Consider the following 26,382-nt stretch of genomic DNA (forward strand, 5'->3'; position numbering starts at 1 on the left):
TTGAATTTTAAGTGATACACTATCCTCAAGTTTATATTTCTTAACAATAGACATCACAATAATATTGAGCAAAGCAGCCAAAACAAAATAAATTGCTATAGCACCAGCCCATGAATCAAAAAAGAAATAATATATAAAATAGACTACAGACAGCACAATTAGTATATAGTGAAGTATACTACTAAGAAGTAAATTTCTATTTGCGATGTCGTATGAAAAAATTGTTAAGTAGAATGTTGGGAATAACAGTACAAAAGCAAATAAATTTATACTACTAAAAATATCTCTAATTTTAAACTGAGTAGATACATCATAAATTATACTGGTAACTATGAACAAAAATAAAACAGTTATAAAACTTAGTAAACAAACTTTCTTGTAATTCATAATTAATCGTTTAAAAGACTTGATGCCGGTATCTCTCCAATCAAAACTCGCTTTACTTCATTCCATGCAGGTCTGTGAATTATACTAGGAGTAGTAGAAATAGGATCTGCGGATCCATTGTTATTCTCAACATAATAATATATATTACTTCTTAAACTATTCCAAAGCAAGTCAGGTTTTTCAAATACATCTTGTACAATATTATTTTCTGCCATAAGAGATTCAAGAGAGTCTGTCATCCTATCGGCGCCACGTGTATAAAAAGTATAGGTTCCATCACTATTTGCCATTAATCCAAATTCCCTGTTACCACTTACCGGATGTATCCCGTCAAATTCATCAGTAGATTTCCATGGTACTTCTATTGTTGTAAACATCCATGTTGTACCTGTTGATTTGGAACAAATAACTGAGCCATCACCTGCAGCACCCGAAATATTAATATGGATAATAGCATTGACGGGGTTAGACGAATTCCATATTTGAGCCTCATTATAACCTGTTATAGTTGAGGGAAAAAAACTTGATATAGTGGTATCTACAAAATTATTAAGATTAGTCCTTACATAATTTAAAAATTGAAAAGGCGTAAAAGGTTGACCAGTTTGTGGATTGGTCGGAAAAACACTTATTTTGACCGGAAAATAGTCCATATTACAAATCGCTCCACGTGCACCTTGAATGTATTGAATATTATAATCTCCAAAATTTTGTTGATCTAGACTGTTAATTTTATTCACAACGCTTTGCGGAGGCGCAAATTGAATCAGATTAAGCCATTCTTGAATATCATCATTTGATAATCTGAGTAAAGTACCTGGATTATCTTTAAGTAAAATAGCTAAATCAATCCAATTTTTTGCTATTAATCTGCTATAACGTGAATATAAATTATCTTGCAGATAATCTGTAATTTGCTTAATTGTTGTTTGGTTAGTACTATCTCCCCAAAATGCAGCCTGTTCAGCATTCAAATTGTCTTTAAAAGAAGTTAACGCGTTATAAGTTGGCGCCACCACACCTATTATTGGGTTACCATTATAAAAACCTAGCGTACTGGGGTGTGTTACAATATTTCCATTTGGGTCAACACTTGCGGGCGGATTAAAAGGGTTATACCCTCCGTTACCGCCGCCGCCGCCGCCGCCCCAGCTCCCGCCGGTATTAACACCACCGCCACCGCCACCGCCAATGTCCCAAATGGCAAGATATTGTGACATTGAAAAGCCTGGTGTAGAAGTAGAGTTATTACTACCATTTTCACAGGGGCATCCAGGACATAATAAAACTCCATACATAATTTCTCCAGTTTCAGGATCATTGTAAACACCGTTTGTCCAACATTCCCCGTCTTCATACCAATAAGATGGTGTATACCCTCCCCCATCAACAGTAATATCAATACCTATATCGCTATCAAAGCCAGGATCATCAAGCGGCATAACATCAAATTTCGAAAACATTTGTGCTGTAGAAGTACCATTTTCAAGCGCCGTCAGTTTACCCGGTGTTAACTCATGCCTGATGATGAAAGCTAAAAAACGGCCGTTGTGCGGGTGCAAAAACAGGTTCTCAAGATAGCCATTGGCACTATCTCTTACTATAGGAAATGTAAAAGATTGATAATCGTCTTTTTCAATCATTAATACCCGTTCTGTATCAATAGTAAATTTATAAGTACTACTCGCAATAATACGCATGTTAGCATTAGCGGGAGCTAAAGTATTTAGCTTCTCAACAACTCCGGGAATTTGTTTAATTTCATCAAGATTTACAAACCTTGATTTTAACAGTTTAGAATTTTCTGTAGCGTCGAGCGTAGATGATTCTTCAGTGGCACAATTAGTAAAAATTAAAGAAACTGCAAAAAGCAGTACAAACGGAACAATCCGTTTAATAAAGGAGAATTTCATAAAAAGGAGATTAATTAGTTATTAACGCTAAGCTACTTAATACAACTAACTGATGTATATAGGGTTTCCCCTAATTAACAAACTTTTAGCAATTTAATTAAGAAATGAGTAGGATAACCAAATCATCAATCTTAAATCTTAAATCACCCCAAAAAAACTTGGCACAGATTGTGCTATGCCTACAGCACCAATCAATATTACATGAAATTACTTTATTTTCTCTCAACACTACTGTGCTTTAACGTGGCCGTTGCCCAAAAAATTAAAACCCTTAACAAGGGAAAAGTGGTACAAAAAAACTACAACACCACCGTACCCTATACCGATATTAACGGGCTCATAATAACCCAGGCCACCATTGGGGGCAAAGCCTACAACTTTATTGTAGATACCGGGGCCATGAGTGTTATAAGCCGGGAACTGTATGAGGCATTAGGCCTGCAAACCCCGGACTCGATTAGAATTAGCGACTCCAGCAACCTTAAGCAACACATGAAGCTTGTAACACTACCCCCTGTACAGGTAGGCGATATTACGTTTACCGGCGTGCCGGCCGCAGTGGCCCAACCCGGTTTTTTCTTTGAGTGCCTGGGCATAGACGGTTTTATTGGCAGTAACATGCTGCGCAACACCATTGTAAAGTTTTCTTATCAGGATAAAACCGTAACCTTTACCGATAAGCTTAAAAATTTGAGCGTAGACAAAAAAAATAGCGTCGCCCTGGCAAAAGACAAGTTTCAGAGCAACCCCGGAATCAAAATTATACTTCAGAGCGACAGCTATACAATAAACGAACTCGTTTTGTTTGATACCGGCATGGTAGGGCTGTATGACCTCTCATTAAGCGCCCATCAATCCACATTAAAAGAAGCAGGCCTTTTAACCGTACTCCACCGGTCTGAGGGTGCTTTTTCGGTAGGCATTAACGGTGTTGAGGCACCCACAGAGCATTTAATGCTGTCAATACCTGAAATTGTTTTTGCAGGCACAACCCTTAAAAGTGTTACCACCAAAACCACCAGCGACAACAGGTCGAGGATAGGCAATGAAATACTTAAGTATGGCGATGTGATAGTCGACTATCCGCACAGGCAGCTGTACTTTAACGCTTATGCCAATGGCCCTGTTGATGTTTCCGAAAAACACTTCCCCGTACAGCCCGTTGTAAATGGAGATAAAATTGTAGTAGGCATTGTATGGGATGATGCCTATAGCGACAGGGTTAACCTGGGTGACGAAATCCTGAAATTTGGCGAATTCGACTATACATCCGTAAGCTATTGCGACACCTTTAAGCACAATATGAAACCCACTACCGATACCGCCATTATGGTACTAAAAGACATCAATACTGGCGAAATCAAGGAAGTAGAACTCACCCAGCAGTAAGCAGGTACACCCAATCATTCAATTTTTAAATCTTTAAATTTTTCAATCTTACATCCCCTCAAACGCCTCAGTTATCTCCGGCTGCATAATTTTACCCTGCACAATACTCAGGCCACGGCCCAGGTCTGGGTACTCCTTACAGGCCGTTTGCCAGCCCAGGTTAGCCAGTTTCAGGATGTAAAACAGCGTAACGTTAGTCAGCGCCAGGGTGCTGGTATAGGGCACCGCACCGGGCATGTTCGCCACGCAGTAGTGCACAATATCGTTAATAATGTAGGTAGGGTTTTCGTGGGTTGTGGGGCGTGTGGTTTCAAAGCAGCCGCCCTGGTCTACCGCCACGTCTACCAGTACGGTACCGGGGCGCATATCCTTTAGCATGGCACGGGTAATAAGCCGCGGCGCCTTAGCCCCCGGTATCAGCACTGCGCCTATAATCAGGTCGTGGTTTTTAATGTGGCGTTTAATGTTATACACACTGCTAAACTCCGTTACCACATGGGGCGGCATAACGTCGTTTACATAACGCAGGCGTTTCATGTTAATATCCAGCATAGTAACGTGTGCGCCCAGTCCCGCCGCCATCTTTGCCGCCTGAACGCCCACCACGCCGGCGCCTAAAATAAGCACCTTTCCGGGGGGAACGCCGGGCACACCGCCAAGCAGCACACCACGGCCCTTAATAGGTTTTTCCAGGTATTTGGCACCCTGTTGTATGGCCATACGCCCCGCAACTTCACTCATGGGGGTAAGGAGCGGCAACGTACCGTCGTCATCGCGCACGGTTTCATAAGCAATACACACCGCCTTGCTGGCCACCATGGCACGGGTAAGGTCAAGGCTCGATGCAAAATGGAAATACGTAAAAACCACCTGGTTTTTCTTTATAAGCGGATATTCATACGGCGTGGGTTCTTTGACTTTTACAATCATTTCGCTCATGGCATATACCGCCTCAATGGTAGGCAGCATAATGGCGCCGGCCTCGCGGTAATCGGCATCGGCAAACCCGCTGCCCTCGCCTGCGGTTTCCTGCACAAAAACCTCATGGCCGTAGTTTGTAAGCTCAAACACCCCTCCGGGAGTAAGGGCCACCCGGTTTTCATTGTTCTTGATTTCCTTTGGCACCCCTATTTTCATAATGGTAGTAGTTATGTTGTAGTGCAAATATAAAGCACCTGCCCCTATCTTAAAAACCACCACGCCCGATTTAAATATTTGCACGATTTTATGCACCAAAATTGAAAATACGGTATCTTTGGGTTTATGCCAATTGTAAATTTTAATGAAAGCCCTGTACCTACTCCCCCTGCTATTGCTTTCCTGCAAAAAAGAGCCTGCACAAAAATCTGAAACTGTAAAAGACACCATACAACAGGAAGCCCCACAACCTAAACCGGCAACCGTAAGCCTGTGGGATTTTAACGGCGACGGCGTAGCAGATGACGCGATTATTGTGCACAACAACCTGGATGATGCACATTCTGACGATGGAATAACCCCCGGAAGCTGGACCATAAAATTTGAGAACAAAACCTTACCAGACCTGCCCTTAGCCGGCGGAATGCCCACACCCGTAGGCGAAGGCGACCTTAACAGAGACGGCGCTGCCGAACTAACCATAATACAGGAGCCCAACCATGGCTGCGTGTATGACCTGACCACCTGGAGCTTCCAAAAAGGCAAATGGAAACAGGTTTTCGGGCCGGAACTTATACCCACCGCCTGCGAACCTGTAAACTATGATGCTTTAAAGCAACTGATTGTTGAAGAAAACGGCAAAGTATATTCTTATAAAGCTGATTTAAATGATGAGGGCTTTAAGCGTATAAAAACGGAGGTTAAACTCAGAAATTAGATTTCAGAATTTAGAATGAGCTTCACTCTGAATTTTCACGTTGTGTCATTCCGACGAAGGAGGAATCTCAAAAACCAAACTTGCCCTGAAATTTCTTTCATTGTATCTTTACCCTTCCCCATTGTTTACTGAACACTGAACACTGAACACTGAACACTGAACACTGAACACTGAACACTGAACACAAAATAAATGTTTGAAACCCGCAAAAGCACCCTTTATGTAATCCTGGCCGGGATATTTATAACCAATGCCGTAGTGGCCGAGCTTATTGGCGGCAAGCTCATCTCCGTTTTCGGGGTGCCTATGAGTGTGGGCATATTGCCGTGGCCGGTGGTATTTATTACAACCGACCTCATTAACGAATACTTTGGGCAAAAGGGCGTGCGCAGGCTCTCGCTTATTACCGCCGGGCTTATTGCCTACTGCTTCGGGCTGCTGTACCTGGCCATGAGCATACCCGCCATACAAGGCGAAGGCCTGGTTACCGATACCCAGTTCAGCGGCGTTTTCGGGCAAAGCATGTGGATTATTGTGGGCAGTATTACAGCATTCCTCGTGTCTCAGGTTATAGACGTTACCATCTTCCATTTCGTAAAAAACAAAACCGGTAACCGCATGATATGGCTGCGCAGTACGGGCTCTACCGTAATCTCGCAGTTTTTTGACAGCTTTATTGTTTTGGGCATTGCCTTTTACCTTACCGGCAAGATGGATACCCAAACCTACCTGCTAAGCGGCATTACGGGTTATAGCGTTAAGCTGGCCATTGCCATACTGCTTACCCCCGTTATTTACCTTGCCCACGCCCTGATAGAAAAATACATCCACAATAAATAATTCCCGCAGGGCGTAAGCTTAAAATAAACCTTTGTTTTTTTTCTTTGTGCCCTTTGTGTCTTTGTGTTTTAAAACACTGAATCCACTTTGCAAACTAAAGGACACAAAGATTTCTATGTTATCAAACAAGTAAAGTCCAATGTTTTTTGAGAGCGGTATTCATTTTTTGACAGGTAGGCTTGTTTTCTGTTTACTACCGACATTATTCTGTGAACAAGTTTATTTCGAACGGCGTTTAATACACTCATTTTATTTTTTCCTTCTGATACTTTACGTTGATAGTATTCTTTGATTTCTTCATCGAACCTTATTGATGCCATTGCAGCCAAGTGCAGTAGTTTTTTAATATTCTTATTGGCCATTTTTGATACTCGTTCCTTTTTTACTATAGTACCGGATTGATTTTTAAAAGGCACCACTCCCGCGTAACAGGCAAGATGCCTGGCGCTCTGGAAGGATGTGAAGTTATTTGTTGCAATTATTAAATTCACAGCGCATTGTGGGTCTATACCCGGTATGGTGGTTATGAGTGCCTTGGTCTGGCTTATTTCAGGATCATTTGCAATTAACTGTTCTATCTTTTCCTCTGTTTGTTTTATAGATTTAACCAAAGCATTTAATACCTGTTTAAAGAATTTGGAGAGTATTTGATATTCAAAAGCATCATGCGTCTTAGCTTCTTTCAGGCGGTTCTCTAAAGCTGTTTTTTGTCCCAGCATAGCTTCACGTACTTTGTTTAAGACACCAAGTTGTTTAATAACTTCTGTGGCCTCACGGTAAGGAATAAGCTTATCATTATATCGGATGGCATATTGGGCAATCCGCAACGCATCTTTACGATCGTCTTTCCCTCTCATATCCGTTGTGGCCCATTTGATTTTAAGGGCATGTTCAACCCATAAGGGCACATCCAATTCGGAACAAACAACTTCTAAAGGCCTGTTGTAAATCCCTGTGTTTTCACAACATACTAACACTTCTCCCCTGGTTATCCTGTAAGTATTTAATACTGCTTTTATAAAAGCTCTAATACTTTTCCTGTTGTTTAGAATTACCCTCTCCTGGAGTAATTCCAGCTGATTGTTTAAAATGGCAATGTCCAGTTTAGATTTGGAAACATCAATTCCAATTACGTACTTTTGTTTCATATTGAATATTTTATTCCACAAAGAGAGTGTTATCTAAGTCCTTGATAATAGGTCGTTAACCTAAATTTCTATTATGATCTTGCTCTCTAAGAAACAGGGTACGTAATCTTCGTATAGGCCTCGGAATCCTTTGACACAAATTGATTCACCCTGTTTCTTGTGGAATGATTAATAACAATAAATATACTTCGGAATACTATTAATCAATCCACTTTGCAAACTAAAGGGGCACAAAGAAGAGGTACATCATATGAATATACAAGACATTTAATTTGTTTTAAAATCTTGGTATTCCTTGTATCATTGCGTTTAAAAATCTCTCCACACCAAACATACCAACTTACCTCCTCTAAACGTTATACTGTAAGTATACGCCTGCAAACATTATGCACCCTTAAACCACCTCCTCAAATTGTTGTAAAAGCCTCAATATTTTCAGGCTTTAATTGAATATTTTCTAAAAGAAACACCTATATTTGGGTTACTTAGTTTACCAACTCCTAAATCTTATTTTCAATTGAAAAGATTAGTCCTTCTGCTGTTATTATCTGCTACCTCACTATTTGCACAGGAAAAAAAATACCAGGGCCTGCTGTGGGAAGTTTCCGGAAACGGGCTTAACAAAAACTCCTACCTGTATGGCTCCATGCACGTTAGTGACAAGGTGTCCTACCACCTTAGCGACGCCTTTTTTACCCACCTGCTCAATGCCGATATGGTAGCTAACGAAAGCGAACCCAGCACCTGGATGGACCTCATGGGCCTTATGGGGCGCGGGCCTTTCCGTGGCAAGCTGTATGCATCGTTCTACATGCAGCCTACAGCAAAAACTGATTTGTACCCGCTGTTCCGCAGTAAGGATTACACCATAAACCACCTGCTTTTCCGCACCAATTCCTACCAGGAAGAATACCAGGAAGATACCTACCTGGATATGTTTATATACCGCACCGGCCGCAAGTATGGCAAAAAAACCGTGGGGCTTGAAGACACCAAAACGTCGATGCTCAACATAATGAACATACCCTTTAAAGATGCCCGCCCCAGCGAAGAAAACATGGTAGCCATACAAAAGCTTCTTAAAGACACTGATTATGAAGAAGCCATGATGAACTACTACCGCGATAAAGACCTGGATATGCTCGACTCGCTTACCAACCTTTCAAGCGGCGAAAAATACCTTAAGGTAATGCTGTGGGACCGCAATACGGTTATGGTTAAAAGCATCGACTCGCTTATGCGCACCGGCAGCCTTTTTGCAGCCGTGGGCGCGGCGCACCTGCCCGGCAAACATGGCATTATAGAAATGCTGCGCACCAAAGGCTATACCGTAAAGGCCGTACCGGCTACGTATACTGATAAGGGTAAGGCCGACAAGGAAAAGATAGACAACTACTTTACCAAGCCTAAATTCAAGACCTACACCAGCCCAGATGGCGTAGTAAGCCTGCCCGTGATAGACGGCCCCGTGATTGAAATTGAAACCGACGTGCAAAGCCCTGACCTGGCTAACGGCGGCTACATAAACGTAAAGCGCCTCCTGCTTAACGATTACCTCAAGAAAGACTACAAGGCGTTCAACCCGCTTTCGCTGGATAGCTTGTTTTACGAAAACATTCCCGGCAAAATACTCGAAAAGAAATTCAGCACCGCCGATGGCTACAAGCTGTATGACATAAAAAGTGTTACCAAAACCGGGAACGCCCAGCGCTACAGGTACTACATTACCCCCATGGAAATTATTATGGTTAGCATGGCGGGCGAAAAAAACTATGTGCGCCAGTTTGAGAACGATGTTTTTAACAACCTTAAAATTAAGGTAAACGGTACCGCATGGGTAAAAACAGGCCCGCAGCGCGGCGGCTTTACCATAAACATGCCGGGCTATTATGTAGCCACCGGCGAAAAAACCAACGCCAAAGTAACTGAAGACGTTAGCTTTTATGGCTATGATGCAGCCACCAGGGCCAACTTTTTTGTGGAAGAACGCACCATAGGCGATAACGAAGCCCTGGAAGATACCGCCTTTGAGCTAAGGCGCATGCATACTGAATTCTACACCCAACTGGGCATAGACAGCACCCATGTACAGGTAGATGCTACCAAAACAACGTATACATCAAGCGCCTCTTTAACCGAACGCGGGCTAAGGCTTAAGTCGGTTATAAACGGGCCTAAGTACTTCCTTATAGGCAGCATAGGCGCCACCGAGGCCGCGGCTGACAGCTTTATAAACTCGTTTGCGCTAACCCCGGTTAAAGATGCTACAGATTACAAAGTATTTAAAGACACCATTGGCCTGTACAGTGTACAAATTGCACGCGCACAAAACGAAAGGCTTGATTTTGAACCCGCAAACCGCAGCCGTTATGGTTATGATGACGAAGAGAAAAACGTGTTTAAAGAGCTGTATGGCAACAGGCAGTTCAGTATGCCAAATGGCCAGGTAGTAGATGTGTATTACCACAAATACCACAGGCACACCAGCATTAAGAGCATAGACAGTATTTGGGGCAAGCTTAAAAAATACATGCTTGAAGAAGACAACCTTGCAAATATTGATAATGATGCCATGGCAGTAGCTACAGATAGTATTGCGGCAATACCGGGCTTTTCAATGGGCGATTATACCGTTAAGCTGGGTTCAATCTGGGATAAGTACATCAAGCCTAAAAAAGCCAAACTACAGCTTATAGACGAAAAACAGGAGTTTGTAGAAAGCGGCAAATACTACCAGTATACCGCCACCCTAATTAGCGACCGCAGCCAGCAGGCCATAAAGGTTAAGGCCCTGCACCGCAACGGCACCACCTATGTTATTAATACCCTTGTAGAAAAAGGCTACAAAAGCGGCGACCCGGCCATCGAAAAGTTGTTTAACAGCTTTACCCTGCTAAACGACCCCAAGGCCGAAGACCTGCCTGCCGACCGCTTTAAGCTCTGGATGGAAGACGCACAAAGCGAGCACGACAGCATACGCAGCAGTGCCCTGGCTTCTATCAGCAGCCTGGAACTTACCAAAGAAGACAGCAAAGCCCTGGAAAACTTCATAGATAATTTTGAGTTTGAAGCCGAAGAAACCGAAGCCCTTGTAGAGCTGTATGCAAAACTGGGCAGGCTGAAAGACGAATCTTCTATTCCGTTTTTTGAAAGGCAATACAAGCAGGAAGACGTTAACGCCACGGTACAGTTTGCCGTGCTCGATGCCCTTACAAACTACGAAAGCAAGGCCGCCTACAAAAAAATAGGCGAACTTATGGAGTTTGACCTGCCCATTAGCGATAACAGCTATGAGGTGCAAAGCCTGTTCAGCAGCTTTGAGAACGACGCCAAAAACAGCGCTGTACTGTTTCCTGATGTGCTGCAATACTACAGCATTCCGGAATACCAGGGGCCGGTGGTAAGCTTTGCCTCTACCCTTATTGAAGAAAAAGAGGTAAAGGCCAAAAAGCTTAAAGCCTACAAAAAAATGCTGCTTACCAGCACCCGCCTCGAAATAAAAAGGGCCAAAAGCCGCAAGGCACTACAGCAAATGAGTGGTGATGACTATGAGTATGCTTATGCCTATAATGATGATGAGCCTGCATCGTTAACCGGCTATATGCAGCTGCTGTATGCCTTCCGTAACGATAAGGATGTTAAGAAGGTATTTGATGCCATTGCCACGCTTGATATGGACGAAACCAACCTAGAGCTGGCCCGCCTTGAAATTAAAAACGGCGATGCTAACGAAGAGAAGCTGAAAGGTTTGCTGGCTGATAACAAAACCCGCTTTGAGATACTAAAGCTGCTTACCGAGAAAAAAGAAACCGGGCTGCTTAAGGAGTTTAGCGATGAAGAGATTGCAGAATCGGCCATTATATCGCTGGAAGGGGTAGACACCAAAAAAGACTCGCTTATTTTTATTGAAAGCCGCAGCGTAAACTATGACGAAAAAAACATCATTACCTTCTACTTCTACAAAACCAAAAATATTGAGAAGAAAGACAAGAACGACTATGATTAATACGGTGGCTATGGCGGCAATATGGATAAGCTGCTGTGCGTGGCCTTTGTAAACGAGGGCGGAAAAATAAATGCACTGGCCTACAACGCCGTGGGCGACAAACGCCTTACCGATGACAACGAAATTAAAGACTACATAAGTGCCATGATAGACCAAACCCTAAACAGCCAGCACGAAAGGGCAAGCTTTGGAAAACGCAAAAACTACGGCTATGGCGATTTTGGCACTATGTATGACGAATACGAAGAATAAATAATGGAAGACAACAAAATACGCTGCGGCTGGTGCCGTGGCAACGAGCTATATGAAGCCTACCACGATAATGAGTGGGGCAAACCCGTGCATGACGATGCCACCCTGTTTGAATTTATACTGCTGGAAGGCTTCCAGGCGGGGCTGAGCTGGATTACCATACTGCGCCGCCGCGAAAGCTTTGCAAAGGCATTTGATAATTTCGACTATAAAAAGATTGCGGAATACAGCCAAGAAAAGCTGGACGCCCTAATGCAGGATGAAGGCATTATACGCAACAAATTAAAAGTCAATGCATCGGTTATTAATGCCAAAGCGTTTATAAAAGTACAGGAAGAATTTGGCAGCTTTGCCAACTATTTCTGGAAATTTAGCGATGGCAAAGTGGTAGACAACCACCCGCAAACCCTTAAGGATATCCCGGCCACATCGGCCCTTAGCGATGCCATAAGCAAAGATCTTAAAAAGCGAGGCTTTAAGTTTGTGGGCAGCACCATAATTTATGCCCATATGCAGGCCACCGGCATGGTAAACGACCACGTAGCTGACTGCTGGACGCGGCATTAAGGTTGTTTCAGGTCGTGGGTTGGGAGTTGTTTTTAAAGTTTAGACTCCAAATTACACACTCATAAAAAGAAAAGCGCTACAAAATATATAATGTTTTGCAGCGCTTTTATATTGTAAATAAGGGTTATTTGTTACATGAATAACTTTAAAAACAACCCCCAACTCCCAACCTGACAACTCTTTAACTACTTCCCCGCTATCCTGTTATACAGCAGCACAGCGTTACCGTCAGTCAGGGTAGAAACAAAATGGCAAATGTGTAGCAGGCGGTCGTATACCGTCATTTTATCGGTAATGAATTTTTCGGGAAGGAGTTTTAGTATCAGCTTGTCGTAATTGCTTTCGTTGCCGTCAAACTTATTGTTATAAGCCGTACAGAACGCATCTAAGAGCGTATTGATAATGCGGTAGCCCATTACCTCCTTTTCCACCACTTCGCGGCTCTGGTAAATGTTTTTAATGCTCAGGTTAATAATGTCCTTCATCTGGGCGGTATAGTTGCCGCGGTCGGTTAGCGCATAAGGGTATTTACCCGCTAAAATCAGTTGCTCGTTTTCAAGGAACGTGTTTACCGCATCGTTAATCAGCGTACCAATTGCTAAGGCACGCAGGTAGCTCACGCGGTCTTCCTTGGTGGTAAGGCTCTTGTATTTCTCAACCTGAACGTTGTCCTTAACCAGCTTTATAAGGTATTCCAATGCATAGTCCTCGCTTATAAGCCCCAGGTTAATACCGTCTTCAAAATCGATTATGGTGTAGCAAATATCATCGGCAGCTTCAACCAGGTAGGCCAGCGGATGGCGCTCAAAGCCGGTATCATCTCCGGTTTTATTCGGAATCATGCCCATATCGGCCGCGACATCTTTAAAAAAGGCCTTATCGCACTGAAAGAAGCCATATTTTTTATCGGCAATATTGCTTGTGGGCTTTTTTGGCAGCGACTCCTTAGGATATTTCATAAAGGCACCCAGCGTGGCATAGCTAATACGCAGGCCACCCTCAATACCGGGGCGACTGGAAGTTAGCAGGTTAAAGCCGTTGGCATTGCCCTCAAAGTCAACCAGGTCCTGCCATTCTTTATCCGTAAGCTTATCGCGATACTGCTGTCCTTTCCCAATCTTAAAATACTCGCCAATGGCTTTTTCGCCGCTGTGGCCAAAGGGTGGGTTGCCTATATCGTGTGCCAGTGCAGCTGCGGCTACAATGGCGCCAAAATCGTTCATGTGGTAGCCGTGCACCTCAGCCAGGTAGGGGTGTTTTTCTATAATTTTTTTACCTACAAGCCGGCCTAAACTCCTGCCCACCACGCTTACCTCAAGGCTGTGCGTAAGGCGGGTGTGCACAAAATCAGTCTTGCTAAGGGGTATTACCTGCGTTTTATCCTGCAGGCTGCGAAACGCCGACGAAAATATTATACGGTCATAATCTACCTCAAAACCCAGGCGGGTATCATCCTGCTCACGGCGCAGGCGCTTGCTTGTATCGCCCTGCCTTTTTAACGACAGGAGCTGTTCCCATTGCATCATTTCCATTTCAGATTTAAGAATTCAGATTTAAGAATTAGCTTCACTCGTAGCTTACTCCCCCTTCGGGGGTTGGGGGGCTACAAACTTCTTCTTATCAGCAGCTACAAAATCCTTTGATTTTTTATTGTAGGTATCATAGCTTTTGTCGCTTGGGTTTTCAATAACCGAGCGTATGGTTATCCTGTCGCCTTCCTTAAATTTTTCGGCTACCATACGATAGTCCAGCAGGTAGGGGCCGCTAAAGTAGTTGCCGTTTTCGTCTTTTTCTATTATACCGGTGTAAATAGCGTCTTTATCTTTTGCCATAATGATGTAGTTATCAGGACTGTTAAAACTGATTTTAACAGCAGATTTATTCTTCAAAAGTACGCCAATACTTTTAATAACAAAAGCCTGCTTTCGCAGGCTTTAAATTATAACTGTAATAGTCCAATAGTTTGTTTACAAGGGGAATCCGGATTACAATAACTGTAAGCGGATGAAGTCCAGTATTCCGCCCCTTTATCAATATAAAGTTGAGGATAACAATCTTCATTAGTCCCATAACAAGTAAGAAAACATTTATTCATATCTAACTCATGGTGAGACAGGGTAGGAGAATCATAAAACATGATGAAGTCTTTACCTTCTTTCTTTAACAAAATTGCAATTTTAAGTTTCAACTTAAAATTTCTGCACATCACATAATAATAATCCTTCAATATCTTACCATTATCATCCTGCAACAGTGCGCTTTCAATCGAAATTTTATCAAATGTATTTGGAATAGAATCTTCTGCAACTGATATCTCCTTAGGAATAAGCTCTTTAAAAAACTCCTTAATTAAAACTGTATCCTCTACAAAAAGAACTTTTTTCTGATCTTCTTTAGCTATTTTCCAATTTAAACTTTGCGCCGAACAGAAGAAAGGCAAGAAGATAATTAAATAAAGATATTTCTTAAACTTCATAATCATTGCGAGGTGGTAGGTTTAGTAATAGTTGTCTCTGTTTTTGTACAACTTTGGCCATGTAAAAATTCGCAAGGAGTACATTCATTTTGAGTCTGCCCATTTGAATCTGTGTAAGTTCCAGGACTGCACCCTCTTGTGCAACCCGTGCATGTAACTTGATTAGCAACTAAGCTGTTAGATGAGGAATACCTGAAATTAATATAAAAAACGTTATTAGCTAAAGTTAAAGGAATACCTGACTTTACTGTATCATCGCTACTTGCGCCAACCAACATATAAGAGCCTGGTCTTGTAGATGACTCTTTTATTTCAAAACTGTGCACATTAGCCAAACCATTTGCAGTAAGATTGGCATTCATATCTGTATATAATGCAGATAGATTTTCGGTAATAACAAAATTACCATTGATTACTTCGCCCGCTTTGTCCTGTGGGTGAATCCTTAATGATGAAGGTGATGAATCTAATGAAGTTTCAGAAATTTCATTTGTACATGCAAAAAAGAAGATTGTTGAAAGTGTGGCAAATGCCAAGATAATTTTTTTCATTTCGAGAAGAATTTAATGTTAATAAAATCTAAATTAACAAAAAAAAAAAATCGCAAAATGTTAAAAATAAGTTAATTGCAAATTTTATTTGTCTGAAAGAAAAGGGTTTTGGGTTATGCCCATTTCAGTATAGGCGGCTTTCATGCGGTGGGCCAGGTTAAGCTTGTGCAGGCTTACCACATAGGTTTTACTGGCGCTGTCGTGCAGGCCTACAGCGCTTTCACCCACAAAAGTAAACACCTCAAAAGGCATAAGGCGTATGAGGGTGCGTATTAATACCGCTTTTACCGATGGTTTTTGCCCATAAGCATCTACCACACGCGTGCCGGTGGCATACTTGCCTATGGTGCTGCCTGTTAGTGTTTCAAACACCAGGTAATAAAAAAACGTAACCCCGGCGGCTATAGCCAGTTTGGTAAAGCTGCCCATATCTATATACCACAGCATAAGGTCTTCCATGCCGGCAAACTTATACAGCAGCAGTATGGCCAGGTACACCAGCATGAGCAATATGGTGCACACAATAGTATCTATAACCATATTGGCTATACGGGTGCTTTTGCCGGCAAATACTTCGTGGTCTATTTCAAACTCCGTATTATTCATTATCTGTGCTTTGTGGGGTTTCATCGGCAGGTGGCGTCATAGCGGCGCGGCGGCTATCTACCACAAGGGTTTTAGAAAACATATCGTGCCAGCCTATACCATAAGGCCCCAGGAACGACAGTGCTTCAAACGGAATTTGCCTGCAAAGCGTGCGCAGCAGTATAGTGCCCTCATCAGGCTTTTCGCCCAGGCGGTTTACCACTTTTGTGCGGGTTATAAACTTGCCGGGGGTGCGCTGCAACAACGATTCAAACAGGCCGTAATACACTACCGAAACCAGCAGGTTTACAACCTGGAATTTATAATTGTCCATCTCCGGCTTGCCTATAACAAAAACATCAAAGGCAAAATTGTCGTTTAATACTATGCCCAGTTCGCCCAGGCTAAGGGTTAGCAAGTAGCAAATAAGCGTATCGGCTATAAAGTTAGAAACGCGCTTGTGGTGCGGCGCCAGCATGTGTACCGCTACCGGTTGTTGTTTATTCATAATCTATGTTGGCCTACTCGGCAGGCATCCCAATTTCCTGGAAACCCTGGCGCAGGCTGAGTTCTTCATTATATTTATTAATGTCTACCACCACAGTGCCAGACAGGCTGTCGTGCCACCCTAATGGATTTTCTGCCAAAAACGAAAACGCGTTAAACGGTATAATACGGCACAGGCTGCGTTTGGCTATTTGCCCGGCCGTGGGCCTCTCGCCATACCAGGTTAACACTTTTGTATTGGTTATATACTTACCTAATGTACGGCCACCTGTTAAGGTTTCAAATACAAAATAGTACAAATACGCAATAATATAAGTTAATACAAGGTTCTCAAAGCCACTCATTTTCTGCACATAATCAAAAGGCCCATAAATATCTAAATAGGTAAGCGCCCCTATAATCATACCCAAAATCCAGGTAAGGCTTAAACGCACCGCAACATCTATTATATAATTGGCTAACCTGCGCCATGAATTGGCCCTTAATTCATATTCTATTTCAAATTGCATAAAGGAGAATTTTTAGGTCATAAAGATATGAAAAAGAAAGCACGGCCTCAGCAGTTTGCTTCCATATTACAACCTCCTGCCGGCTATGCCAGAAAAATCTAAACTCCCCGGCCAAAAAAAGGGAGCCTTTTTAAAAAGCTCCCTTTCTTCATTCTACCTAAATATAATCTGTAATTAAGATCCGCACATTTCGCAGTCTTCAGGGTCGGCATTACGGCTGCGCTCCAGCATAGCCTGGAACTCCGTAAGCTCAACAGCAGGTGCAGCAGCGGTGGCAACACCACCGGCAACAGCAGCTTCGGCAGCAACCGGCTCAGCCTGCTTGTCGTTATTAAGCGTAAACTTAATAGCGTCAACCGCACTCTTGGTGCGCAGGTAGTACATACCGGTTTTCAGGCCGCTTTTCCATGCATAAAAGTGCATAGAGGTAAGCTTAGAGAACGTAGCGCCTTCCATAAACAGGTTAAGCGACTGGCTCTGGTCTATAAAGTAACCGCGGTGGCGGCTCATGTCTATAATGTCTTTCATACTCATTTCCCACACGGTTTTGTAAAGCTCTTTTATGTGGGTAGGTATAACAGGTATGTTTTGTATAGAACCGTTGTTGCGCATAATTTCCTGTTTCAGGTTTTCGTTCCACAGGCCAAGCTCTACAAGGTCGTGCAGCAGGTGCTTGTTTACCACAATAAACTCGCCCGAAAGCACGCGGCGGGTATAGATGTTTGAAGTATAAGGTTCAAACGCCTCGTTGTTACCCAATATTTGCGATGTAGAAGCGGTAGGCATTGGGGCAAGCAGCAGCGAGTTGCGCACGCCGTGCTCCATAACCTCCGTGCGAAGCGAAGCCCAGTCCCAACGGCCGCTAAGGTCGCCATCATTAAGGCCCCACAGGTTGTACTGGAACTCACCCTGAGATATAGGCGACCCCTGGAAGGTTGAGTACGGCCCTTCTTCTTTAGCCAGCTCCATAGAAGCGGTTACGGCTGCAAAGTATATGGTTTCAAAAATTTCCTGGTTAAGTGCCTTGGCCTCATCGCTGGTAAATGGCATGCGCAGCATGATAAAAGCATCTGCAAGGCCCTGTACGCCAAGGCCTACCGGACGGTGGCGCATGTTGCTGTTTTCTGCCTCCTGAACCGGGTAATAGTTGCGGTCTATAACCTTGTTAAGATTACGTGTTATGCGCTTGGTAACATTAAACAGGTACTCGTGGTTAAATTTGCCGTCTTCCACAAACATAGGCAGCGATATAGACGCAAGGTTACACACAGCAATCTCGTCTTCGCTGGTGTACTCCATAATTTCGGTACACAGGTTAGAAGAACGGATAGTACCCAGGTTTTTCTGGTTGCTCTTACGGTTAGCCGCATCTTTGTACAGCATGTACGGAAGGCCGGTTTCAATCTGGCTTTCCAATATTTTTTCCCAAAGCTCGCGGGCTTTTACCGTTTTGCGGCCACGGTTTTCTGATTCATACTTAAGGTATAAAGCATCAAACTCCTCACTGTGCACGTTATAAAGGTCAGGACACTCGTTAGGGCACATAAGCGTCCAGGTGCTGTCTTCCTCTACACGTTTCATAAACATATCCGGAATCCACATGGCTAGGAACAGGTCGCGCGTGCGCATTTCTTCCTTACCGTGGTTTTTGCGCAGGTCAAGGAAATCAAAAATATCGGCATGCCAAGGCTCTATGTAAACAGCAAAGCTGCCTTTGCGCTTACCACCGCCCTGGTCTACATAACGGGCCGTATCATTATACACCCTTAGCATAGGCACAATACCGTTACTGGTACCGTTTGTACCACGAATGTAAGAACCCGTAGCCCTTACGTTATGTATAGAAAGGCCAATACCGCCGGCACTTTGCGATATTTTAGCCGTGCTTTTCAGCGTATCATAAATACCGTCTATACTATCATCTTTCATAGAAAGCAGGAAGCAAGAAGACATTTGCGGCTTAGGCGTACCCGAATTAAACAGCGTAGGTGTGGCATGGGTAAAGTATTTTTTACTCATAAGCTCATAGGTTTCAATTGCCGAAGCAATATCAGTACCATGAATACCTACCGATACACGCATAAGCATGTGCTGCGGACGCTCTACAATTTTGCCGTTTATGCGCAGCAGGTAAGAGCGCTCAAGGGTTTTAAAGCCAAAGTAATCGTAGTTAAAGTCGCGGTTATATATAATTTTAGAGTCAAGCTCTTCGGCGTTAGCCATAATAGCCTCATATACGTCGTCGCTAAGCAGCGGCGATTCTTTACCGGTGCGCGGGTTAACGTAATGATACATATCGCTCATGGTTTCGCTAAACGACTTCTTGGTGTTTTTATGCAGGTTGCTTACAGCAATACGGGCGGCAAGCAGGGCATAATCAGGGTGGGTAACTGTCATAGAAGCAGCGGTTTCGGCTGCAAGGTTATCAAGTTCTGATGTGGTTACACCATCATATAATCCTTCAATAACGCGCATGGCCACCTTTACAGGGTCTACCAGGTCGTTAAGGCTGTAACATAAAATCCTTACCCTGTCGGTAATCTTATCAAACATTACCGGCTCTCTTCTTCCGTCTCTTTTTACTACAAACATATAAGCTTTAATTTAGGGGTTAGTAATCCTGGGGGCATCTTTTTAGGACACCCCTGTATATAATAATTCAGTTGGTATCTATTAATTAAAAATCGGCGTCGAAACTAATTTTTTGCGAGTCGGTATCTTTATTGATAACCCCTGCCTTTTGGTACTCAGACACCCTTTTTTCAAAGAAGTTGGTCTTGCCCTGCAGCGATATCATATCCATAAAGTCAAATGGGTTGCCCACGTTGTATTGTCTTTCGCAGCCCAGCTCTACAAGAAGCCTGTCAGTTACAAACTCAAGGTACTGCGTCATAAGCACCGAGTTCATTCCTATAAGGCTCACCGGAAGCGACTCGGTAATAAACTCGCGCTCTATGGTAAGCGCATCTACAATAATTTCCTTAATACGGTCTTTAGGCACTTTATTTACCAGGTGGTGGTTGTGCAGGTGCACGGCAAAGTCGCAGTGTACACCTTCGTCACGGCTAATAAGCTCGTTAGAGAAGGTTAGGCCCGGCATAAGGCCGCGCTTTTTAAGCCAGAAGATAGAACAGAATGCACCGCTAAAGAAAATACCCTCAACCGCTGCAAAGGCTATAAGGCGCTCTGCAAACGAGTCGCTCTCAATCCATTTAAGGGCCCAGTCTGCCTTCTTTTTAATAGCAGGGAATACCTCAAGCGCGTGGAAAAGCTGGTCTTTCTCTGTCTCGTCTTTAACATAGGTATCAATAAGCAGCGAGTAGGTTTCGCTGTGTATGTTTTCCATCATAATCTGGAAACCGTAGAAAAACTTAGCCTCCGGGTACTGCACCTCGTTAACAAAGTTTTCGGCCAGGTTTTCGTTCACAATACCGTCTGATGCTGCAAAAAACGCAAGTATGTGCTTAATAAAGTATTTTTCGTCTTCGCTAAGCTTGTTGTTCCAGTCGTTAAGGTCCTGGTGCAGGTCTATTTCTTCAGCCGTCCAAAAGCTCGCTTCCATTTTTTTATACCAATCCCAAATATCATGGTGTTTGATTGGAAAAATCACAAAGCGGTTTTTGTTCTCCTGAAGTATAGGCTCTATTGCAGACATAGTATTTTGACGTTTATTGAGTTATGAATTGGCACCCTTGTCTCAAAGGGCGAATACAAAGTTTGGCATTTACATTAGAAATTCAAAGGCATAGTTATTCACAATCGAGTTGAGTTTTTAACAACGTTTAAAGCTAACGTTAAAGCAGTGTTAAAAACACACATTGTTGATTTACAAATGGTTATAATTAAAGGAATGGATTAGTAATTTACCACTAACCACCTGAAAACACAGGTACTTTAGGATGATTTTTAGTTAAAATCACCTTAGCAAACACACTATAATCAATAGAAAATCCTGTTACCCCCTCCTGCGTGGCGAAGTATCGTTTTTAAGATCTTCAGCCACTTTTTCAAGCTCGGTATACCAGTCAATGCCAAATCGGCGAACCAACGCCTCTTTAACAAATTTGTATACCGGCACTTCAAGCTCCTTACCCAAAGAACACGCATCATCACAAATTTCCCAACGGTCATAATTTACCGCCGAAAATTCGCTGAAGTCTTTTATACGTATAGGATACAAGTGGCATGACACCGGTTTTTTCCAGTCTACAATACCCTGGTTATAGGCCTGCTCTATGCCGCAAAGCGCGGTTTTGCCGTCAAAAATAACGTAGGCGCAGTCTTTATTGTCTATAAGCGGGGTTTCAAGGTCGCCATCGGTACCGTTTACCCATGTGCCCTGCGCCTCTATGGCTTCTATACCCTCCTTGCGCAAAAAAGGCTTTACCAGCGGGTAAATCTTCTCAAGGATTTTGGTTTCCTCCTCATTAAGCGGTGCACCCGCATCTCCATCTACACAGCAAGCCCCTTTGCACGCCGAAAGGTTGCAAACAAACTCTTTTTCCAAAATGTCTTCAGACACTATTGTTTTACCCAGTTGAAACATTTTGCAAAGATAGTCTTTTTTGGATTTTTAGATTATTGGATGGTTCGATTATTCGAATATTAGAATTTTAGTACGCTGGTATTTTCGACTTTGCGACTTTGTAACTCTGTCACTTTGTAACTCTGTCACTTTGTAACTCTGTCACTTTGTAACTCTGTCACTTTGCAACTCTGTCACTTTGCAACTCAGCCACTTTGTAACTCTGTCACTTTGTAACTCTGTCACTTTGTAACTCTGTCACTTTGTAACTCTGTCACTTTGTAACTCTGTCACTTTGTAACTCTGTCACTTTGTAACTCTGTCACTTTGTAACTCTGTCACTTTGCAACTCTGTCACTTTGCAACTCAGCCACTTTGTTTCTTTCGACTTTATGACTTTTGACCTTAGACTTTTTACTACCTTTGACCCACTTTTTAAAACAAAATAGTATGGGCTTCGACTGGAAGGAAATGTTTACCGTTACCATGGTGCTTTTTGCGGTTATAGATATCGTGGGAAGCATACCCATTATTGTAGGCCTGCGCAACCGCCTGGGCCACATACAAAGCGAAAAAGCCTCTATAGTAGCCATGGTTATTATGATTGCGTTTTTGTTTGTGGGCGAAGAAATACTGAAGCTTATAGGCATAGATGCCAACTCGTTTGCCGTGGCGGGTTCGTTTGTACTGTTTTTCCTGGCGCTTGAAATGATTTTAGGCATACACCTGTATAAAGACGACAACCCCAGCACTGCCAGCATTGTGCCCATTGCATTTCCGCTTATAGCCGGGGCGGGCACCATGACCACCATACTATCGTTACGCTCAGCTTATGACAAGATAAACATCATCCTGGCCATTGTTATAAACATAGCGTTGGTGTATGTTGTACTCAAGTCTTCTGCCAAAATAGAAAAGATATTGGGTAACAACGGCCTTGGGGTAATCCGCAAAGTTTTTGGGGTAATACTTTTGGCAATAGCTGTTAAATTATTTGCCAGTAATGTTAAAGGTTTATTTGCATAACGTTAAACTTCAGTACATTTACCGCATACACACATAAGTTCTGTTTTTGTATGAAAACCTTTATCTATATATTGATGGCGCTGGCTCTTGGCCTTGTTATCTTTAACATTACCCAGCTTGATTTTTCACACATTACCGAAGGCAACAGCCTTGTAGCCCTTATAGGCATAGTAGCCTCTCTATGTGCCATTTGCGTATTGCAAATACTGCGCAACTCTATGAGCATAGCAGAAAAAGCCGGCAAATAATTTACACACCATACACAAATTCATGTTTGACGTTTTAATCATTGGCGGGGGCGTTTCGGGCGTTTCCTGCGCACTTATTATTGGCTCTGCCCTTAAAAGGCCGTATGCCGAAGGCAAAAAAGTAGGTATTTTTACACACCAAAAGGCCTCTTCTTTACAAAACGGACTGTACAACAACGCTTATGGCATTCCTGCCGGCACTACAGGCCAGCAGCTTTTAGAAGGCAGCCTTGAGCACCTTGAAACACTTTACCCTGCGGTTGAGCAGTTTGCTAACGAAAAAGTACTTAATGTAGAAGGCACCGCCGGAAACTTTACCGTTACTACCAATAAAGATACTTATCAGGCTAAAATTGTGGTAGTAGCCATAGGCTCTGCCGGTAATTTTGATTTTGAAGGCCTGATGCAGTATGTTATACCCAACAAGAAAGCACTTCCTGAAAAAAACCGCATACAGCTTACTAACGACGACCACCTGGTAGCCGAAGGCCTTTATGCCGCCGGAACCCTTGCCGGGCAGCGCAGCCAGCTTGCCATAGCCGCAGGCAGCGGCGCAAGCGTGGGTACCGACATACTTACCCTTTGGAACGAAGGCAAGCCTACACAATACCACGACAGCGTACCTAAAGAGTAGGCAGTATTCAGTGTTCAGTAGGCAGTTAGCTACACTCTAACGTAGCACTCCGGCGCGTCATTGCGAGGAGGAACGACGAAGTAATCTATAAACCAAGCCCCGAGAAGCAATATCCTCGGGGCTTTATATTTGGTTATGAGTGAAGCTAACTGATCACTGAATACTGATCACTGATTACTGAAACTACTTACTCTCAACAGCAGCCTTCATCATACTGTCCTGTTTCAGCAGCAGTTCATAATATTCCTTATCGCTATACAGCTGGCGCACAAACTCGGCTGCTATGTAGTGCTTTACAATATCTTTTTGCTTAATAAGGCTTAGTTCAAAGCCGTTGCCTTTCATGTATTTTATAAATGCGTTAAAATACTTCTCTGAGTCATCAACCTTACTCACCACCTCATCGGGCGTAAGGCCCGCAAAGCCGGCACGTTCCTTATCCAGCTGCTCAAACACAAAGTGGCCGGTTATGGCAAGCTTCATCATTTCGGCTACAGCCTCATCGCCATGCTTGCCTTCAAGAGCTACAAACTTATCGGGTATTATACCGCCACCGCCATATACTGTGCGGCCTTTTACGGTTTTATACTTAAGCGTATCGGCAATTTTAATACTGTCAGCCGCATAGAGCTCGCCATTTTCATAACGCTTCTGGAAATCGTTAAAATAAGCCTCACCCCCACCGGCATAGCTGCGCTGTATGCTGCGGCCCGATGGCGTGTAGTAACGCGCCACGGTAAGCCTTACAGCACTGTTGTCGCCCAGCTTCATTTCGCGCTGCACAAGCCCTTTACCAAACGAGCGGCGGCCCACAATAGTACCCCTGTCGTTATCCTGAATGGCACCGGCAAGAATTTCGCTGGCGCTGGCGCTGTTTTCATTAATAAGGATAAACAGGCGGCCTTTTTCAAAAATACCCTCTTCGGTAGCGCGCGTTTCGTCTACCTGCTTGCGTTTGTTCTTGGTTTTTACAATAAGCTGCCCGTCTGACAGAAACTCATCGGCAATTTGTATGGCCGGCTCCATAAAACCACCGCCGTTATCGCGCAGGTCTACTACAAGGCGTGTGGCACCCTGCTTTTTAAGGCTTGCAAGCGCTTTATGAAACTCATCATACGTAGTTTCGGCAAAGCGGTTTATTTTTATATAGCCCGTGTTTTTATCGGCCATAAGGCCCACATCTACACTTTTAACCGGCACCTGGCCGCGGGTAAGGTTAATTTTAAAGGTTTTATGCCCTTCGGGGCGGAAAATGGTAAGCTGTACCTTAGAGCCATCTGTACCTTTTAGCCTGCTAAAAAGCGTATCGGTAGGCAGCTTGCGGTTAAAGAGCTTGTAGTTATTGGCAAACAAAATACGGTCGCCCGCCCTGAGCCCTGCCTTTTCGCTTGGCCCGCCTGGAATGGTTTTTATAATGGCAAGCGAGTCTTTATACATATAAAAGCTTATGCCTATGCCCACAAACTTACCGGCCATATTTTGCTCTACGGCCTCCATATTTTCTTTACTGATGTATACTGAGTGCGGGTCGAGCTTTTCGAGGATGCTGTTTACCGTAAGGTCTACAATACTATCGGTATTTACATCGTCTACATACTCGCGCTCTATAAGTTCAACCAGCTTGTTGAGCTTGTTTTTGTTAGAGCTGGCCACCAGTGTGCCCCCACCCTGAGACGGGTAGTTGAGAAAACCGCCCACTATAATACCAAAAGCCATGGCTATGGCCAGCAGTATGGGCAGGTATAATTTTTTTATCTTCATAAATTTATATCTCCGTTTCCGGAACATACACTACATCTACACCCGCCTTGGTTAAAAAATCTATGCCGCTGCTGTCTTTGTAGGTCCGGGCATATACAACGCGTTTTATGCCGCTTTGGTGTATAAGCTTGCTGCAGTCTTTGCAGGGCGACATGGTTATGTACAGCGTGGCGCCTTCGCAACTTTGTGTAGAGCGTGCCACCTTGAGTATTGCATTGGCTTCAGCATGCAGCACATACCACTTGGTAAGCCCCTCATCATCTTCGCAGCAATTCTCAAAGCCCGACGGGGTTCCGTTATACCCGTCAGATATTATCATCCTGTCTTTTACAATAATTGCGCCAACTTTTCTGCGCTGGCAGTAGCTCAGGTTTCCCCATTCGCGGGCTATGCGCAGGTAAGCGCGGTCATACTTGCTCAGTTTTTCTTCTTTCATACATACAGCCCAACCATATAAGCGTTTAGGCAATGGCGCAAAGTTAATAAATTACCATATTGGGCTTTCAATAATCATAGGTATTACAACACCGGCCACAAAAGCCGAGAGCACCAGTATCCAGTCGCGTTTTTGCACCCTTAAAAACTCCTGGCAAATAAAGGCCAGTATAAGGGTAAACATAACTACTATTATTTGTGCCGCCTCTATGCCCAGGGCAAACTCCAGCAGGGGCGCAAATTTAGAATCGCCTCCCGCCACCAGTACCTTAAAATAGTTAGAAAAGCCCAGCCCGTGAATTATGCCAAAAAAAAGCGTTGTTATGGCAAGGAAATTGATATTACCACTTTTAGCTGCCTTTTTAGACGCTGCAAAAATGTTATACAACGCCGTTGTAAGTATGGTTATGGGTATTAAAAACTCTACAAACTCTGCCTTTATGGTTAAGACTCCGTATACCGACAGCATGAGCGCCGCGGTATGGCCCACGGTAAAAACCGTTACCAGCACCAGCACATTGCGCCAGTCTTTAAACAGGTAGGGTACGGTTAAGGCCAGCAGGAACAGCACATGGTCATAAGCATGAATGTCGAGCACGTGTTGCAGGCCCAGGGTAAAATACAGCCAGAAATCGGTCATAAGGCGTATAATTTTGGTTAAAACTGTAAAAATACGGCTTTTTGTAATAGGTAAAACGCAGCTAAACGGGGTTATATTCCCCTAACGAGTGTTAAAATGTTCTGCAAAAATTATTCAGAACCTAAATA

25 protein-coding genes are annotated in these 26,382 nt (G+C 43.4%); 9 read left to right on the plus strand and 16 right to left on the minus strand.

Annotated elements, in window-relative coordinates:
• Positions 1 to 389: 389 nt before the first annotated feature.
• Positions 390 to 2,300 (minus strand): hypothetical protein, encoded by a 1,911-nt coding sequence (locus tag AM279_RS20780; RefSeq protein WP_054408327.1) that lies wholly within the window; start codon positions 2,298 to 2,300, stop codon positions 390 to 392.
• Positions 2,301 to 2,501: 201 nt separating this feature from the next.
• Between AM279_RS20780 and AM279_RS12250 the strand changes: the two genes are divergently transcribed.
• Complete coding sequence (locus tag AM279_RS12250) at positions 2,502 to 3,689, plus strand: retropepsin-like aspartic protease family protein (RefSeq protein WP_054408328.1); 1,188 nt, start codon at positions 2,502 to 2,504, stop codon at positions 3,687 to 3,689.
• A gap of 48 nt (positions 3,690 to 3,737) precedes the next feature.
• Here the strand turns inward: AM279_RS12250 and ald are convergent, their stop codons facing one another.
• The gene (gene ald, locus AM279_RS12255) at positions 3,738 to 4,826 is read right to left on the minus strand and encodes an alanine dehydrogenase (RefSeq protein WP_054410314.1); all 1,089 of its coding nucleotides are present in this window, start codon (positions 4,824 to 4,826) and stop codon (positions 3,738 to 3,740) included.
• 145 nt (positions 4,827 to 4,971) lie between these two features.
• Here ald and AM279_RS12260 point away from each other — a divergent pair, with 145 nt between their 5' ends.
• Entirely contained in the window at positions 4,972 to 5,544 is a 573-nt protein-coding gene (locus AM279_RS12260; RefSeq protein ID WP_054408329.1) for a hypothetical protein, read from the plus strand.
• 192 nt (positions 5,545 to 5,736) lie between these two features.
• Positions 5,737 to 6,384 carry a queuosine precursor transporter gene (locus tag AM279_RS12265; protein WP_054408330.1) on the plus strand — a complete coding sequence of 216 codons (648 nt, stop codon included), beginning with the start codon at positions 5,737 to 5,739 and terminating at the stop codon, positions 6,382 to 6,384.
• Between the two features lie 113 nt (positions 6,385 to 6,497).
• Here AM279_RS12265 and AM279_RS12270 read toward each other — a convergent pair whose 3' ends face one another.
• Positions 6,498 to 7,532, minus strand: coding sequence for an IS110 family RNA-guided transposase (locus AM279_RS12270; protein WP_054408331.1), 1,035 nt, complete (start codon positions 7,530 to 7,532; stop codon positions 6,498 to 6,500).
• Between the two features lie 517 nt (positions 7,533 to 8,049).
• On the opposite strand from AM279_RS12270, the gene AM279_RS12275 reads away from it, so the two are divergent.
• Genes AM279_RS12275 through AM279_RS12285 form a run of 3 tightly spaced genes read left to right on the plus strand, consistent with a single transcriptional unit; the run spans position 8,050 to position 12,357 of the window.
• A complete protein-coding gene (locus AM279_RS12275; RefSeq protein WP_054408332.1) occupies positions 8,050 to 11,538 on the plus strand; it encodes a TraB/GumN family protein in 3,489 nt (1,162 codons plus the stop codon).
• 21 nt (positions 11,539 to 11,559) lie between these two features.
• Positions 11,560 to 11,790: a hypothetical protein gene (locus AM279_RS12280; protein WP_054408333.1), complete on the plus strand. Its 231-nt coding sequence runs from the start codon at positions 11,560 to 11,562 to the stop codon at positions 11,788 to 11,790.
• Between the two features lie 3 nt (positions 11,791 to 11,793).
• Positions 11,794 to 12,357 (plus strand): DNA-3-methyladenine glycosylase I, encoded by a 564-nt coding sequence (locus AM279_RS12285; RefSeq protein ID WP_054408334.1) that lies wholly within the window; start codon positions 11,794 to 11,796, stop codon positions 12,355 to 12,357.
• Positions 12,358 to 12,542: 185 nt separating this feature from the next.
• On the opposite strand, the gene AM279_RS12290 is transcribed toward AM279_RS12285, so the two are convergent.
• The 10 genes from AM279_RS12290 to AM279_RS12335 form a co-directional block, all read right to left on the minus strand.
• Positions 12,543 to 13,880: a deoxyguanosinetriphosphate triphosphohydrolase gene (locus AM279_RS12290; RefSeq protein ID WP_054410316.1), complete on the minus strand. Its 1,338-nt coding sequence runs from the start codon at positions 13,878 to 13,880 to the stop codon at positions 12,543 to 12,545.
• 54 nt (positions 13,881 to 13,934) lie between these two features.
• On the minus strand, positions 13,935 to 14,246 hold the full coding sequence (locus AM279_RS12295) for a hypothetical protein (RefSeq protein WP_394331216.1): 312 nt from the start codon (positions 14,244 to 14,246) through the stop codon (positions 13,935 to 13,937).
• A gap of 50 nt (positions 14,247 to 14,296) precedes the next feature.
• Positions 14,297 to 14,833 carry a hypothetical protein gene (locus tag AM279_RS12300; RefSeq protein ID WP_143090451.1) on the minus strand — a complete coding sequence of 179 codons (537 nt, stop codon included), beginning with the start codon at positions 14,831 to 14,833 and terminating at the stop codon, positions 14,297 to 14,299.
• 2 nt (positions 14,834 to 14,835) lie between these two features.
• Complete coding sequence (locus tag AM279_RS20495; protein ID WP_143090450.1) at positions 14,836 to 15,384, minus strand: hypothetical protein; 549 nt, start codon at positions 15,382 to 15,384, stop codon at positions 14,836 to 14,838.
• Positions 15,385 to 15,468: 84 nt separating this feature from the next.
• Positions 15,469 to 15,990: an RDD family protein gene (locus tag AM279_RS12310; RefSeq protein WP_074961698.1), complete on the minus strand. Its 522-nt coding sequence runs from the start codon at positions 15,988 to 15,990 to the stop codon at positions 15,469 to 15,471.
• Complete coding sequence (locus AM279_RS12315) at positions 15,983 to 16,477, minus strand: RDD family protein (protein WP_054408338.1); 495 nt, start codon at positions 16,475 to 16,477, stop codon at positions 15,983 to 15,985. Before AM279_RS12315 ends, AM279_RS12310 begins: the two co-directional genes overlap by 8 nt.
• Positions 16,478 to 16,490: 13 nt before the next feature.
• Positions 16,491 to 16,985 (minus strand): RDD family protein, encoded by a 495-nt coding sequence (locus tag AM279_RS12320; RefSeq protein WP_054408339.1) that lies wholly within the window; start codon positions 16,983 to 16,985, stop codon positions 16,491 to 16,493.
• Between the two features lie 174 nt (positions 16,986 to 17,159).
• Positions 17,160 to 19,577: a ribonucleoside-diphosphate reductase subunit alpha gene (locus tag AM279_RS12325; protein ID WP_054408340.1), complete on the minus strand. Its 2,418-nt coding sequence runs from the start codon at positions 19,575 to 19,577 to the stop codon at positions 17,160 to 17,162.
• Between the two features lie 85 nt (positions 19,578 to 19,662).
• Positions 19,663 to 20,640: a ribonucleotide-diphosphate reductase subunit beta gene (locus tag AM279_RS12330; RefSeq protein ID WP_054408341.1), complete on the minus strand. Its 978-nt coding sequence runs from the start codon at positions 20,638 to 20,640 to the stop codon at positions 19,663 to 19,665.
• A 300-nt stretch (positions 20,641 to 20,940) separates the two neighbouring features.
• A complete protein-coding gene (locus tag AM279_RS12335) occupies positions 20,941 to 21,531 on the minus strand; it encodes a DUF3109 family protein (RefSeq protein ID WP_054408342.1) in 591 nt (196 codons plus the stop codon).
• A 429-nt stretch (positions 21,532 to 21,960) separates the two neighbouring features.
• Here AM279_RS12335 and AM279_RS12340 point away from each other — a divergent pair, with 429 nt between their 5' ends.
• From AM279_RS12340 to AM279_RS12350, 3 genes are read left to right on the plus strand one after another with little or no spacing between them, the layout of a single operon-like run.
• Positions 21,961 to 22,536, plus strand: a complete 576-nt coding sequence (locus AM279_RS12340) for a MarC family protein (RefSeq protein WP_054408343.1) — start codon at positions 21,961 to 21,963, stop codon at positions 22,534 to 22,536.
• Positions 22,537 to 22,586: 50 nt separating this feature from the next.
• Positions 22,587 to 22,784, plus strand: a complete 198-nt coding sequence (locus AM279_RS12345; protein ID WP_054408344.1) for a hypothetical protein — start codon at positions 22,587 to 22,589, stop codon at positions 22,782 to 22,784.
• 22 nt (positions 22,785 to 22,806) lie between these two features.
• Positions 22,807 to 23,418, plus strand: coding sequence for an FAD-dependent oxidoreductase (locus AM279_RS12350; RefSeq protein WP_054408345.1), 612 nt, complete (start codon positions 22,807 to 22,809; stop codon positions 23,416 to 23,418).
• Positions 23,419 to 23,601: 183 nt separating this feature from the next.
• Here the strand turns inward: AM279_RS12350 and AM279_RS12355 are convergent, their stop codons facing one another.
• Genes AM279_RS12355 through AM279_RS12365 form a run of 3 tightly spaced genes read right to left on the minus strand, consistent with a single transcriptional unit; the run spans position 23,602 to position 26,254 of the window.
• On the minus strand, positions 23,602 to 25,179 hold the full coding sequence (locus tag AM279_RS12355; protein WP_054408346.1) for a S41 family peptidase: 1,578 nt from the start codon (positions 25,177 to 25,179) through the stop codon (positions 23,602 to 23,604).
• A 4-nt stretch (positions 25,180 to 25,183) separates the two neighbouring features.
• Positions 25,184 to 25,615, minus strand: a complete 432-nt coding sequence (locus tag AM279_RS12360) for a deoxycytidylate deaminase (protein WP_054408347.1) — start codon at positions 25,613 to 25,615, stop codon at positions 25,184 to 25,186.
• 51 nt (positions 25,616 to 25,666) lie between these two features.
• Positions 25,667 to 26,254, minus strand: coding sequence for a HupE/UreJ family protein (locus AM279_RS12365; RefSeq protein WP_054408348.1), 588 nt, complete (start codon positions 26,252 to 26,254; stop codon positions 25,667 to 25,669).
• Positions 26,255 to 26,382 lie beyond the last annotated feature (128 nt).

The sequence above is a fragment of the Flavobacterium akiainvivens genome, assembly GCF_001278115.1.
Taxonomy (GTDB): Bacteria; Bacteroidota; Bacteroidia; order Flavobacteriales; family Flavobacteriaceae; genus Flavobacterium; species Flavobacterium akiainvivens.